This is a genomic window from Pseudomonas sp. 3MA1, from assembly GCF_029237275.1.
Classification (GTDB): domain Bacteria; phylum Pseudomonadota; class Gammaproteobacteria; order Pseudomonadales; family Pseudomonadaceae; genus Aquipseudomonas; species Aquipseudomonas fluorescens_AP.
On sequence record NZ_JAACFX010000006.1, the window covers coordinates 57,959 to 71,401 of the forward strand.

The 13,443-nt window shown below is 66.7% G+C and carries 10 protein-coding genes; 3 read left to right on the forward strand and 7 right to left on the reverse strand.

Annotation, left to right across the window (positions count from 1 at the left end):
- Positions 1–85 precede the first annotated feature (85 nt).
- Both GWQ44_RS17665 and GWQ44_RS17670 read right to left on the reverse strand, forming a co-directional pair.
- The gene (locus tag GWQ44_RS17665; protein ID WP_016965157.1) at positions 86–1,063 is read right to left on the reverse strand and encodes a FecR domain-containing protein; all 978 of its coding nucleotides are present in this window, start codon (positions 1,061–1,063) and stop codon (positions 86–88) included.
- Between the two features lie 6 nt (positions 1,064–1,069).
- Positions 1,070–1,603, reverse strand: coding sequence for a sigma-70 family RNA polymerase sigma factor (locus tag GWQ44_RS17670; protein ID WP_016965158.1), 534 nt, complete (start codon positions 1,601–1,603; stop codon positions 1,070–1,072).
- A 321-nt stretch (positions 1,604–1,924) separates the two neighbouring features.
- Between GWQ44_RS17670 and GWQ44_RS17675 the strand changes: the two genes are divergently transcribed.
- Positions 1,925–4,012, forward strand: coding sequence for an EAL domain-containing protein (locus GWQ44_RS17675; RefSeq protein ID WP_179596308.1), 2,088 nt, complete (start codon positions 1,925–1,927; stop codon positions 4,010–4,012).
- A 9-nt stretch (positions 4,013–4,021) separates the two neighbouring features.
- Here the strand turns inward: GWQ44_RS17675 and GWQ44_RS17680 are convergent, their stop codons facing one another.
- Complete coding sequence (locus tag GWQ44_RS17680; protein WP_275927905.1) at positions 4,022–6,466, reverse strand: hypothetical protein; 2,445 nt, start codon at positions 6,464–6,466, stop codon at positions 4,022–4,024.
- Between the two features lie 282 nt (positions 6,467–6,748).
- On the opposite strand from GWQ44_RS17680, the gene GWQ44_RS17685 reads away from it, so the two are divergent.
- Both GWQ44_RS17685 and GWQ44_RS17690 read left to right on the forward strand, forming a co-directional pair.
- Entirely contained in the window at positions 6,749–7,921 is a 1,173-nt protein-coding gene (locus GWQ44_RS17685) for an NnrS family protein (protein WP_275927906.1), read from the forward strand.
- 94 nt (positions 7,922–8,015) lie between these two features.
- Positions 8,016–8,984, forward strand: a complete 969-nt coding sequence (locus tag GWQ44_RS17690) for a sensor domain-containing diguanylate cyclase (protein ID WP_275927907.1) — start codon at positions 8,016–8,018, stop codon at positions 8,982–8,984.
- Positions 8,985–9,120: 136 nt separating this feature from the next.
- Here the strand turns inward: GWQ44_RS17690 and GWQ44_RS17695 are convergent, their stop codons facing one another.
- The 4 genes from GWQ44_RS17695 to GWQ44_RS17710 form a co-directional block, all read right to left on the reverse strand.
- On the reverse strand, positions 9,121–9,924 hold the full coding sequence (locus GWQ44_RS17695; protein ID WP_275927908.1) for a hypothetical protein: 804 nt from the start codon (positions 9,922–9,924) through the stop codon (positions 9,121–9,123).
- Between the two features lie 70 nt (positions 9,925–9,994).
- Positions 9,995–10,789 carry an enoyl-ACP reductase FabI gene (gene fabI / locus GWQ44_RS17700; protein ID WP_047304745.1) on the reverse strand — a complete coding sequence of 265 codons (795 nt, stop codon included), beginning with the start codon at positions 10,787–10,789 and terminating at the stop codon, positions 9,995–9,997.
- Positions 10,790–10,811: 22 nt separating this feature from the next.
- Positions 10,812–12,422, reverse strand: a complete 1,611-nt coding sequence (locus GWQ44_RS17705) for an ABC transporter ATP-binding protein (RefSeq protein ID WP_275927909.1) — start codon at positions 12,420–12,422, stop codon at positions 10,812–10,814.
- 1 nt (position 12,423) lies between these two features.
- Positions 12,424–13,443, reverse strand: a complete 1,020-nt coding sequence (locus GWQ44_RS17710) for an ABC transporter permease (RefSeq protein WP_092314417.1) — start codon at positions 13,441–13,443, stop codon at positions 12,424–12,426.

Consider the following 13,443-nt stretch of genomic DNA (forward strand, 5'->3'; position numbering starts at 1 on the left):
TCGGCAATGTGAGAGCAGTTACCGGGTTAACCGAACCAGAAAGACAAAAGGGAACCGCAACCTTAAAAAAATGTTCTGTGGATTTTCAGGCTCGGGGTTCAAGGGTCACCCACCAGGCCGTCAGGCGCTGGACCCGCACCGGCAGGGCGGCTTCCAGCAGGGCCAGGGCCTGGTCGGAATCGTGCAGCGGGAAGGCGCCCATGACCGGCAATCGACCCAGGGCCGGGTCACAGCCCAGATGCCCCGGGCGATAGCGCCGCAACTCTTCGAGCAGTTGTGCCAGTGGCAGGTTGTCGGCCAGCAGCAGCCCGCGACTCCAGGCTTCGCGAGCGGCGCTGGCGCCTTGCAGCGGACCCAGCGCGACGGCGTCGAAGGCCAGTTGCTGGCCGGCGTCGACCCGTTGCTGCTGGCCGCTCTTGCCGCTGTGCACTTGCACCGCGCCGGCGTAGACGTTGAGCAGGGTGCGTGCGCCCTCCCGGCGCACGCTGAAGCGCGTGCCCAGGGCCTGCAGCCGTCCGTGTTCGGTGTCCACCCGCAACGGGCGCTGCGGATCCTTGGCGGTGTCGATGAGGATTTCGCCCTGGTGCAGTTGCAACAGGCGCTCCCGGGCGCTGTAGCGCACATCCAGCGCGCTCAGGGCATTGAGCCAGAGGTGGGTGCCGTCGCTGAGCCGGACCTCGCGGATCTCCCCGGTGCCGGTGGCGTAGTCGGCCCGCCAGCGGCCCAGTGCCTGGGGCAGCGGCGTGCCGCGCCAGGTGCCCCAGCCCAGGCCGAGCAACACCAGTGCGCCGAGCACCTGGCGCCGCGCCAGTGGTGCCCGCCGGCCACCGCGCAGGGCCTGGCCGGCGGCTTGCTGGGCGCCGGCTTCCTGCAGCGGTAGCAGGCACTGGCTGACCCGCTCGACGTAGCCCCAGGCCCGACGGTGTTCCGGGTGTTGCTCGAGCCAGGCCTGCCAATGGCGGCGTTGTTCGTCGCTGACGGCCTCGTCCTGCAATTGCACGTACCAGTGCGCGGCCTGTTGCAGGCTGGCATGGCTCAAGCGCTGGGCGCCGTGTTCGCTCATGGGCCGCTACTCGATCAGCAGGCCGTCGAGTTCGGCCTCCAGCAGCGCGCAATGCACCAGGGCCTGGGCCAGGTATTTCTTCACCATGCGCTCCGAGACCCCCAGTTCTTCGGCAATGGCCTTGTAGGAACGGCCATGCAACTGCGCCAGGAGAAAGGCTTCGCGCACCCGCTGCGGCAGGCGCTCGAGCAGGGCGTCCACTTCGTAGAGGGTCTCGACGATGATGGCCCGCTGCTCCGGAGACGGTTGCAACGCCGGCGGACGCGCCGCCAGGGCCTGCAGCCAGGCCTGTTCCAACTGGCGGCGCCGCCAGTGATCGATGCACAGGCCGCGGGCGATGGTGGCCAGGTAGGAGCGCTGCTGCACCTCGCCGTCCAGCTGCGGCGGGCGCTTGAGTACCCGGACGAAGATCTCGTGGGCCAGATCGGCGGCATCCCAAGCGTGGTTCAGGCGGCGCCGCAACAGTTCATAGAGCCAGTGGTGATGAGCGTCATAGAGGTTGTGGACCAGAGTGGGGCTGGCGGGCGGCGTGGAAGGCAAGGGCGTGGTCCGGTGGCGGGTGGCGTTGCAAATGGGAATTGCTCGCGATTAAAGCAAAAGCCCTGATACGCTGCAAATGATATTGATTCGCCGTTGTGTTGGGGGCAGCCCGGCCCGAGGCGCGGCGTCGGGGTCAAGTCTGGCGCCGCAGGGGCGATAAAACACTCAAGGCAGTGCCATCGAGTGCTTGCCGACCAGGGTTTCTACAGTGGTATCTTCGCCTGCACCCCCTGTTTGCCCCACGGCGCCGCCAGACGCCGGGCGGCCGCGGCGGGGGCCGTCTGCAGGGGTCGGACGTGCGGTGGTAGAGGAGAGAGGCCGATGCGGCAACCGGGGTTCAAGCTGTTTTTCACCCACCGCCTGGCGCTGCTGGCGGGCGCCGAGTCGTTGCGCTCGATTCGCGAAGGCCTGCTCTGGCTGTTGCCTTGCCTGCTGGTGTCGGCGCTGTTCCTGATCCTCGCTCAATGCGCCCAGGCCCTGGGCGCTCCCGACGCCCTGGTGGACGTGCTGACCGGGCTGCACAACCGCATCAGTTCGATCATTCCCCTGCTGGTGGCGGCGTCGATTGGCTACATGCTGGCGATCCAGCACCGCCTGCCCCAGCTGCCGGTGGCCTTTCTCTGCCTGGCCCATGTGGTGATCGCCATCTACCTGCTGCGCGACTATCCGCTGGCCTCGGCGACCTTCGTGCTGTTCATTGCCATCGCCTCGCCCCTGGTCAATGTCCCGACCATGGCCTGGCTGCACCGCCGACGCTGGACCCGGCTGGTGGACGAAGGCCTGGTGGGGCACAACCTCAAGGGCACCATCAATATGGTGTTGCCGGGGATGCTGACCTGTCTGGCGCTGGTGGCGGTGCTGCAGCTGTTGTTGCAGGTCCACGACTTTGCCTACATCCAGCGTCCGCTCGACATCGACAGCCTGGATCATCCCTACCTCAACGCGATCGTCCTGACCTCGACCAACTCCCTGTTGTGGTTCTTCGGCATTCACGGCACCTACGCCATGCAGCCCTTGATCGAGGTGCTGGACCAGGCGGTGGCCCTCAATGCCGCCGATCATGCCGCCGGGCAACCCCTGCGCTTTGCCCTCAACAGCGGCCTCTTGGGGTGCTTCGCCTTCATCGGTGGCTCCGGCGGGTCCCTGGCCCTGGTGCTGGCGATCCTGGGGTTTTCCCGCAACCGTTCCATGCGCCTGCTGGCCATGGCGAGCCTGGCGCTGTCGCTGTTCAACGTCAACGAACTGCTGCTGTTCGGCCTGCCGATCATCCTCAACCCGCGCCTGCTGGTGCCCTTCATGCTGGTGCCCATGGTCAATGCCTGCCTGGCCCTGCTGGTGGTGCAGCTGGGTTGGGTCAGCCCGGCGCTGGTCAGCGTGCCCTTCACCTCGCCGGTGCTGCTCAATGCCTACCTGAGCACCCAGGGCGACTGGGGCGCGGTGCTCCTGCAACTGCTGTTGCTGGGGATCGGCACCCTGATCTACCTGCCTTATGTGCGCAGCATCCAGCGCCAGGGCGAAGGCGCCGGGCAGGTCTACCTGAAAACCTTCGACACCACCTTCCGTGGCCTGGAGGAGCGCGGCAGGCTGTTCGAGCTGGACCCGATGGTGGCGGCCTACCGCCAGGCCGCGCAGCAGTCCCTGCAACTGGCGCGGATCCAGCAATTGAGCGGCTACGACTTTCACCTGGAGTACCAGCCCCAGGTGGCCAAGGACAGCGGCCTGTGCACCGGCTGCGAGGCGCTGATCCGCGCCCGGGACGGCGAGGGCAAGGTGCAGTCGCCCTGGGAGCTGTTGCAATGGCTGGGGCAGGCCGGGCTGATGCCTGAGGTGGATTTCTGGGTCGCCTCCCAGGCGGTGCGTCAGCACCTGGCCTGGAGCAAGATCGGCTTCCAACTGCCCATCACCATCAATATCTCCAGCGCCACCCTGGCCTCGGCGGAGCATGGCCGGCGTCTGCTGGAGATTCTCGCCTGGGCCCAGGGCCAGGTTTCGGTGGAGATCACCGAGGACGCCCTGGTGGGCGATGCCCTGCTGACCCAGCAATGGATCGGCAAGCTGCATGCCCTGGGCGCGCGGGTCTACATCGATGACTTCGGCACCGGTTTTTCCGCCTTGAGCTACCTGCATCAGTTTCCGGTGGACGGGATCAAGATCGATCGCAGCTTCGTCCTCGCCCAGCGCGAGCCCAAGGGCGCCCAGGTGCTCAACGGCCTGCTGCGCTTTTGCGAGACGCTCAAGCTCAAGGTGGTGGTGGAAGGGGTGGAAACCCGCGAGCAGCTTGATTTCTTGCAGTCAAGCTCGGAGCTGATCATCCAGGGCTGGTACTACAGCAAGTCCCTGCCCGGGGAGCAGATCCCCGGGTTTGTCAGCCAGCGGGCCCACGGCGCCCTGGCCGCCCGCGAGGAGTGAGGCGCGGCTTCAGGCTGTGGGGCGGAACGCCGGATGGTCCGGGCGTGGCAAGGCCTGCCAGGCGCCGGCCAGGTGCGCGTCGGCGGCGAGCAGCCACAGGCCCTGATGGGGCTCCAGGGCCTGGGCGGGCAGGTCGAGCAACTCGGCCAGGGGCAGGCTCAGGCTGCGGCCCGGATCGGGGTCGTCCGCGGCCTGCCAATCCCGTTCGAACAGGCGCAACTCCAGCGCTTGCGGGTCGAAACGCCGGAACTGCGGCCGCTGGCGCAGCCATTGCGGCGCGATGCGCAGGCTGCGCTGCTGCACGTCCAGCAACAACAACTGCCAGGCGCGGTAGCCGTCTTCGACGTCGAGGCGCAGTCGGGTCACGGCCAGGTAGCGGCCATCGGCGGACCAGATCAGCGACGGTGCCAGATCCGTCAGGGCGCAGCCGCTGGCGGTGAGCAGGTGGCCGCCCAGGCGCGGGCTGGTTTCCCGCAGCCAGCTGTCGGCGTATTCGGTGTCACTGCCGAACAGCCACGCGGCATCGCGGCCGTCGGGAGCCGGCTGGATGAAGTCGCCTTCCGCCACCGCGGCCTGGGGCCGGTCCACCAGGCGCCAGTCGGCCAGCGGCAGCAGTTGCTGTTCGGTGAGCTGCAAGCGCTGGCGTTGGTAGCACAACCGCGAGCCGTCCTGCTCGGCACAGAACGCGGCAGCGTTGGCGGGCGCCGGCGCCGGCTGGTTGAAGCGGCGCAGGGGGCTGCTCGGCAGGTTCTGGTCGAGGCGCCCGACGATCACCGCCAGGCTCAACTGGCCATGGCGCAAGTCCAGCAGGCGTGCCGCCAGCAGGGGCGGGCTGTGCAGCAGGCGTCGCTGCTGCAGGTCGGCCACCACCGCGCGGTCGCTGACCCGGGGCAGCGGGGCGCAAGGCAGCAGGGCCAGGTAACGCCCGCAGTCGGACACCCGATGGTCCAACAGCCAGCGCCCGGGCAGTTGCCAGTCGCCGATCCGGCATTCATAGGCGCCCAGGCCCCACTGATCTTCGGCCAGCCAACTGAACAGCGCCCGCTGGTCATCCAGCAGCGGCGCCGACTCGATCTGGCTGTCACCGCGGCCGCCGCCGCTGTCCAGGGGCTGGCGCAGTCGGGTCCGCGCCAGGGGCAGGGGCGCGACCTGCAGGCAGCCTTCAAGGTCGTGGCCGACGCCGGTTTCGGTGTCGCTGTGGATGCTGTGCAGGCGATAGCCGTAGCGCCCGTGGTCGGCTTCGGCGCAGTCCAGGTAGGCGGCGTGGCGCAGGTAGCGGCTGTCCAGCTCCAGCAGGGGGCCGGGGTAAAAGGACGGTTCCGCCGGGCTGGCGACCCAGGGTGCCGGCAGCGGGCGCCAGCCCTGGTCCGCCTGCCACAGCCAGTTGCTTGCCAGCTCGGGGTGTTGTTCCTCCCATGCGCTGCAGGCCAGGGAGCGGCTGTCGCGGCTCCAGCAACGAGGGCTGTCGGCGCTGATCAGCAGGCCACTGGGCTGGCCGTCCAGGCTCAGTTGGTAAGGCGGCGCCCGCAGCTGCTCCAGCGGTTGGGGCAAGTCTCGCAGGCGGCTGGGCAGGAGCATCCGGGCCTGGAGCCGGTGACGCCCGTCCGGGGACTGTTCCTCGAAGCTCTGCCGGGCCAGGTTGTCGACCCAGGCGCCGGGCTCCAGCCACAGATCGGCCACCGCCACCAGGTCGATCGCTTCGGCGCCGTCCAGCAGCGCGGCCAGGCTGGCGTGGCGCGAGTCGTTATTCACCAGGGGGCTGTGCCGCCCGCTCAGGCGGTCTTCGGCGAAGGCGTCCAGCTCCCAGAACTCGCCGTGGTCGCAGCGGTACAGCCGGCGCAACGAGCGGTCGAGGATCGCCAGGCACCACTGTTGGCGCGATGGCAAGGGCGCGGCGAAGTAGCGTCCGTCGCTGGAGAAGCGTGCCGACGAACCTAGCCCTTGCAGCAGCACGCCATCCGGAAACAGGTAATCGCAATAGGTCGGCCCGCCCATGGCGATCTCGCCGTGGTTGAACACCCGGATCGGCAGGCCTTCCGGGGTCTGCTGCGGTTCGCCGCCGCCCCAGGCGCTGACCGGCGTGGCCGGGGGCTGCACCAGGCCCAGGCGACGTTCCAGATGACTGACCGCGGCCAGCCCGGCAACGATGCTGGCGAAGGCTGCCGCGATGTCCCAGTACGCCGGCAGGGCCCGGCCCAGGCTGAAACCCAGGCCAAACGTCGCACTGATCATCAGCCGGGCCATGGCGCGAGCGGTTCTGAGCCAACCCAGGCGCGCCGCCAGGGCCATGCCCGCGGCACAACCGAGCACCGCGGCCAGGGCCAGGGCCGGGGGCAGCAAGGTGACGAAGAAAATCGGTACCAGCAGGGCGCACAACTGCCAGAGCAACTCCAGCAACAGGCGCGACAGGCTTTTCTCGGACGGAAGGCGAGGGGTGGAGGGCAACGAAGACATCCTTGTGCGGCAGAGGGGCTGGGGATGCCAATCTACGCTTGCGGCGGGCAAAACGCAGCTGGGAATGAGCGGTCATATTGACTTGATTGGTGTCTTAATGACCTTTTCCAGTCGTTGTCAAAAAGACTGTTCGCGACCCAGGCCCCCGGTTTGCGGCAGATCTGGCGCTGGCATGAATCGTGATGGGGATGGGTTATATCGCCACTGATTGGCCGAGGAGCCCCACGATGATCCGCTACTGCAATTGGCCATTGTCTGTCCTGAACCGGGGGAGGGTTGCCTGTGTCCTTGCATGAACGTTGGCGGCAATGGGCCGCACAGCCGTTGTGGAGCCTGGGCTTCCGGCCGTTTTTCCTGACGGGAGCCGCTTTCGCCTGTATCGCCCTGATGGGCTGGGGCCTGTGGCTGCACGGGGGCTGGAGCGGGCACCAGCCGGTGGGTGGGATGCTGGCCTGGCACCGCCACGAGATGCTGTTCGGTTTTTGTGTGGCCATCATTGCCGGGTTCCTGCTGACGGCGGTGGCCAACTGGACCGGGCGCCCGGGGCTCAGTCGCACGCCGTTGATCCTGTTGTGGCTGGCCTGGCTGCTGGCGCGGCTGGCCTGGTGGCTGCCGCTGCCGGCGCCGTTGTTCCTGGTGCTGCAGTTGGCGTTCATGCCGGCGCTGGCCGGGGTAGTGGGGCACGAACTGTGGCGCGCCGGCAAGCGCGACAACTACCCTATCGTGGTGATCCTGGGGCTGCTTGCGCTGTTTCAGGGGCTGGCCTTGTGGGGCCTGCTGGGCCATCAGGAGCTTTGGCAGCGGCGCGGCGAACTGGGGGCGTTGTGGCTGGTGGCGACCCTGATGACGGTGATCGGTGGCCGGGTCATCCCGTTCTTTATCCAGCGTGGCCTCAATCTGCCGCCGACACCGGCCGGGTCGCCCTGGCCGACCCGACTGTTGCTGGTCGGTAGCCTACTGGCGGCCCTGTCCATGGCCCTGGGAGGCGGCGACGCGCCTCAGCTCTGGCTGGCCCCATTGTTCGTCCTGCTGGCGGCCTTGCACCTGTGGCGCCTGTGGCGCTGGCACCACCTGGGCCTGTGGCGCCTGCCGTTGCTCTGGTCGCTGTACCTGGCGTACCTGTGGCTGGCCCTGGCCACCCTGGGCATGGCCCTCTGGCACCTGGGCTGGGCCGTGCCGCAGAGCCTGGTGACCCATGCCCTGGCGGTGGGTGGCCTGGGCGGACTGGTGCTGGCCATGGTGGCGCGGGTCAGCCTCGGGCACAGCGGCCGGCCGCTGCAGGTGTCGCGGGCCATGGCCGGCGGTTTTGCGCTGCTGTTCCTGGCAGCCGTGTGCCGGGTTCTGCTGGTGCCGTTCAACAGCCTGGGGCTGGGCCTTTCGGCGTTGCTGGCGGCGCTGGCGTTCGCGCTGTTTGTGGCGGGCTACGGGCGGATTCTGCTGAGCCCCCGGCTCTGAGGGCGCTTGATCCACGGGCTCGGGGACGCGCCGCTGAGAGACGCCGTCGCGATCTGGACTACGCTCTGTGTCTTAACCGCGAATGGAGTCAGCGATGTTGCGTCCCCGCAAGCCCGGCAATGAGGTCTTGAGACTCCAGACCCTGCGCGAGCTGAACATCCTCGACACCTCGCCGCAGGAGCGCTTCGACCGGGTGACCCGGCTGGCCAAGCGCCTGTTCAACGTGCCGATTGCCCTGGTCAGCCTGGTGGATGCCGACCGGCAATGGTTCAAGTCCAGCATGGGCCTGGATGCCCGCCAGACACCGCGGGACGTTTCCTTCTGTGGCCACACCATCCTCAGCGACCAGATTCTCACCGTCAGCGACGCCGTGCTGGACCTGCGCTTTCACGACAACCCGCTGGTGGTGGGGCCCCCGGGCATCCGCTTCTATGCCGGTTGCCCGCTGACCGTGGCCAATGGCAGCCGGCTCGGCACCTTGTGCCTGATCGACATCAAGCCCCGCGAGATGAATGACGAAGACTGTGCCCTGCTGCGGGACCTGGCGCACATGGCCGAGCAGGAGCTGGTGGCGGTGCAGATGGCCAGCATGGATGAGCTGACCCTGCTGTCCAATCGCCGCGGCTTCGAGGCCCTGGCGCGGCATGCCCTGGGGGCCTGCCAGCGGCTGAACAGAACCGCGACCCTGCTGTTCTTCGACCTCAACGACTTCAAGCAGATCAACGACACCTATGGCCATGCCGAAGGCGACGGCGCCTTGAAGACCTTCGCCGATGTGTTGCGCATCGCCTTTCGCGACAGCGACGTGATCGGCCGCCTGGGCGGCGATGAGTTCGTCGCCCTGCTGACCGCCGCCGACCATGTCGAGACCTCGGCGATCATGGCGCGCCTACGGGAGATCCTCGACGAGCGCAATGCCACCTTGAAGCGTGGCTATGACATCCACTTCAGTGTCGGTCAGGTCGACTACCACCCCGAGCGTCACCCCGGTATCGAGGCGTTGCTGGCGGACGCCGACAAGGCCATGTACCTGCACAAGCAGGCTGGCAAGCGGGCTCGCTGAGGGTTGCTGTCGCCAAGCCCTGCCCGGTGACGCGGGGCAGGGAAGGGCGTCAGTGGCAGGGCGCTATTGGCCGCGCTCCATCAGCGGTGGGCTATAGCTTTCCTCGATGTCGACCCCGGCCGCCCTGGCTCGGCTTTCAACTTCTGAGCGACGTTGCAGCCGTTCTTTCAAATGCGCAGGGAACAGGGTTCTCCATTGGGCTCTTTGTGCCTCTGCAAAGTCGCGGGTCCAGAACGTGTCCAGGGACATCAGGTTCAGGCTTATCAAGTAGACAGCGCTTTGCAGGGGGGGCGCTTTTCGAGTCGTAGCGCAGGGCTCGGACATGCGCAATGTAGTTGCCGTGATAGAGATACCAGTCATAGAACATGTTGTTGCCCAGCCACTGCTCAAGGCTCATCTCATGGTTGGCATCGAACAGCGGGTGGCTGAGTGGCTGGGTACCCAGGAGGCTTTCCTTCCAGTCCAGCTTGTGCAACTCGCCAGCGGCTATTCGGGGGTCGGAAGGGAAGTAGTATTTTTGCCATCCAGCGTTCTTCAACGTCCTGAGAAGGTTATAGACAAGCGCCTTGTTGGCCTTGTGAGTGCTGTTGTCCGGCAGCCCGCGAAGGTCGATGTTCAATGCCTGGATGGTGTTTGAGGTATTGCCATCAACGGCAATCAAGAGCCCGGCCACCTGATCCAGTTCAAGCGTGCCCTCGGGCTGTGCCAGGCTCAGGTCAAGGAGTGCTCCCTGACGATCCGCCTCATACCAACATAGGTTGACCGCATCCAGGCAGTCGGCGGTAAAGCTCACCGGGCTCTTTTCCAGGAACTCGGCAACCGGTGTGCCCAAGGGGATGTGCAGGCGTGCGACGCTGCTCCGGGTTTTATTCGGGACTTTATCTTGAGTGTGGTCGCAGCCGGCTAGAAGAAGTACGAGCAACAGATAGCACAGCTTCATGTTCGGCCTTTGCAATGAGCGGGAGGGGGCAGGGTGGCGAGGGCGCAAGCCCCCTCGCCGCAGCCAGCGATCACTCGTCGAGATTGCCCATGGCGGTGGTGTTGAAGCCGCCGTCCACGTACAGGATCTCGCCGCTGATGCCCGAGGCCAGGTCCGAGCAGAGGAAGGCGCCGGCGTTGCCGACTTCCTCGATGGTGACGTTGCGCCGCAGGGGTGTCTGGGCTTCGTTGGCCGCCAGCATCTTGCGGAAGTTCTTGATCCCCGAGGCGGCCAGGGTGCGGATCGGCCCGGCGGAGACGGCGTTGACCCGAGTGCCTTCCGGGCCCAGGGAGCCGGCCAGGTAGCGCACGCCGGCTTCCAGCGAGGCCTTGGCCATGCCCATCACGTTGTAGTTGGGCATGGTGCGCTCGGCACCCAGGTAGGACAGGGTCAGCAGGCTGCCGTTGCGGCCCTTCATCAGCTCCCGGCCCGCCTTGGCCAGGGCCACGAAGCTGTAGGCGCTGATGTCGTGGGCAATGCGAAAGCCTTCGCGGGTGGTGGCATCGGTGAAGTCGCCTTCGAGCTGATCGCCGGGGGCGAAGCCCACGGAGTGGACGATGCAGTCCAGGCCGTCCCATTTCTTGCCCAGCTCGGTGAACACCTGGGCGATCTGTTCATCGCTGGCCACGTCGCAAGGGAAGCACAGCTCGGCGCTGGAGCCCCAGCCGGCGGCGAACTCCTCGACCCGGCCCTTGAGTTTTTCATTCTGATAAGTGAAGGCCAGCTCGGCGCCTTCACGGTGCATGGCGGCGGCAATGCCGGAGGCGATCGACAGCTTGCTGGCGACACCGACGATCAGGACACGCTTCCCAGCGAGAAAACCCATAAATTGCTACTCCTGTTGCAGGTTATTGGGTGTGTGCCGGAGCCAGGAAGGCGGCTTCCAGCAGTTGTTGTGTGTAAGGGTGTTGCGGGGCGTCGAAGATATGCCGTGCGTCACCCTGTTCCACCACCTGGCCGTGCTTGATCACCATCAACTGGTGGCTCAGGGCCTTGACCACCGCCAGGTCATGGCTGATGAACAGGTAGGTCAGGTTGTACTTGCGTTGCAGGTTGCGCAGCAGTTCCACCACCTGGCGCTGTACGGTGCGGTCCAGGGCCGAGGTCGGCTCGTCCAGCAGGATCAGCCGCGGCTTGAGCACCAGGGCCCGGGCGATGGCGATGCGCTGGCGTTGGCCGCCGGAGAACTCATGGGGGTAGCGATGCCGGGTGTCCGGGTCCAGGCCGACTTCCTTGAGGGCTTCGATGATGGCCTGTTCCTGCTCCTGTTCGCTGCCGATCTTGTGGATGCGCAGGCCTTCGCCGACGATCTGGCTCACGCTCATGCGCGGGCTGAGGCTGCCGAAGGGGTCCTGGAACACCACCTGCATTTCCCGCCGCAGCGGCCGCACTTGTTGCTGGGACAAGGCGTCCAGCTGCTGGCCCTCGAAACGAATGCCGCCCTGGCTGGCGATCAGGCGCAGGATCGCCAGGCCCAGGGTCGACTTGCCCGAGCCGCTTTCGCCGACGATGCCCAGGGTCTGGCCCTGGGGCAGGCTGAAGTGGATGCCGTCCACGGCCTTGACGTGATCCACGGTGCTGCGCAGCAGGCCCTTCTTGATCGGGAACCAGACCTTGAGGTTGTCCACTTCCAGCAACGGCGGGCCGATCGGGTTGTTCGCCGGGGTGCCGCTGGGCTCCGCGGCCAGCAATTCCCGGGTGTAGGGGTGCTGCGGCGCGCGGAACAGCTCCTCGCAGGACGCCTGTTCGACGATGCGCCCTTTCTGCATCACGCAGACCCGGTGGGCAATGCGCCGCACCAGGTTCAAGTCGTGGCTGATCAGCAGCAAGGCCATGCCCAGGCGCGCCTGCAGTTCCTTGAGCAGTTCGAGGATCTTCAACTGCACCGTGACATCCAGCGCCGTGGTCGGTTCGTCGGCGATCAGCAGCTCCGGCTCGTTGGCCAGGGCCATGGCGATCATCACCCGTTGCCGCTGGCCGCCGGACAGTTCGTGGGGCAGGGCCTTGAGGCGCTTGTGCGGCTCGGGAATGCCCACCAGTTCCAGCAGCTCCAGGGTGCGCTTGCTGGCGACCTTGCCGGTCAGGCCCTTGTGGATGCCCAGCACTTCGTTGATCTGCTTTTCGATGCTGTGCAGCGGGTTCAGCGAGGTCATGGGCTCCTGGAAGATCATCGCGATGCGGTTGCCGCGAATGTGGCGAATGGTCTTCTCGTTCAGGGTCAGCAGGTCGTGCCCGGAATACTGGATGCTGCCGGATGGGTGCTGGGCCAGGGGATAGGGCAAAAGGCGCAGGATCGAGTGCGCGGTCACCGATTTGCCGGAGCCGCTCTCGCCCACCAGGGCCAGGGTTTCGCCGCGCTTGATGTCGAAGCTGATGCCTTCCACCACGCGCTGGCACTGGGCGCCGGCGACGAACTCCACCGCCAGGTCGCGGACTTCGATCAGAGTGTCCTGGGTCATGTCATTTCCTCGGGTCGAAGGCATCGCGGGCGGATTCGCCGATAAACACCAGCAGGCTGAGCATGATCGCCAGCACGGCAAAGGCGCTGATGCCCAGCCAGGGCGCCTGCAGGTTGGACTTGCCCTGAGCCACCAGCTCACCCAGGGATGGCGCCCCCGGCGGCAGGCCGAAGCCGAGGAAGTCCAGGGCGGTGAGGGTGCCGATGGCGCCGGTGAGGATGAACGGCATGAAGGTCATGGTGGAGACCATGGCGTTGGGCAGGATGTGGCGGAACATGATGGCGCCGTTCTGCATGCCCAGGGCCCGGGCCGCGCGCACGTATTCCAGGTTGCGCCCGCGCAGGAACTCGGCGCGCACCACGTCCACCAGACTCATCCAGGAAAACAGCAGCATGATCCCCAGCAGCCACCAGAAGTTCGGTTGCACGAAGCTGGCGAGGATGATCAGCAGGTAGAGCACCGGCAGCCCGGACCAGATTTCCAGGAAGCGCTGCCCGGCCAGGTCCACCCAGCCGCCGTAGAAGCCCTGCAGGGCGCCGGCGATCACCCCGATGATCGAGCTGAGGATGGTCAGGGTCAGGGCGAACAGCACCGAGATGCGAAAGCCGTAGATGACCCGGGCCAGCACATCGCGGCCCTGGTCGTCGGTGCCCAGCAGGTTGTCCGCCGAGGGCGGCGCCGGGGCCGGCACCCGCAGGTCGTAGTTGATGCTCTGGTAGCTGAAGGGGATCGGCGCCCACAGCACCCAGGCGTCCTTCTGCGCCAGCAGCTCGCGGATGTAGGGGCTCTTGTAGTTGGCTTCCAGGGGGAATTCGCCGCCGAAGGTGGTTTCCGGGTAGCGCTTGAGGGCCGGGAAGTACCAGCCGCCTTCGTAGTGCACCACCAGCGGCTTGTCGTTGGCGATCAGCTCGGCGCCCAGGCTGAGGATGAACAGCACCAAAAACAGCCACAGCGACCACCAGCCGCGCTTGTTGGCCTTGAAGCGCTCGAAGCGCCGGCGATTGAGGGGGGACAGGTTCAT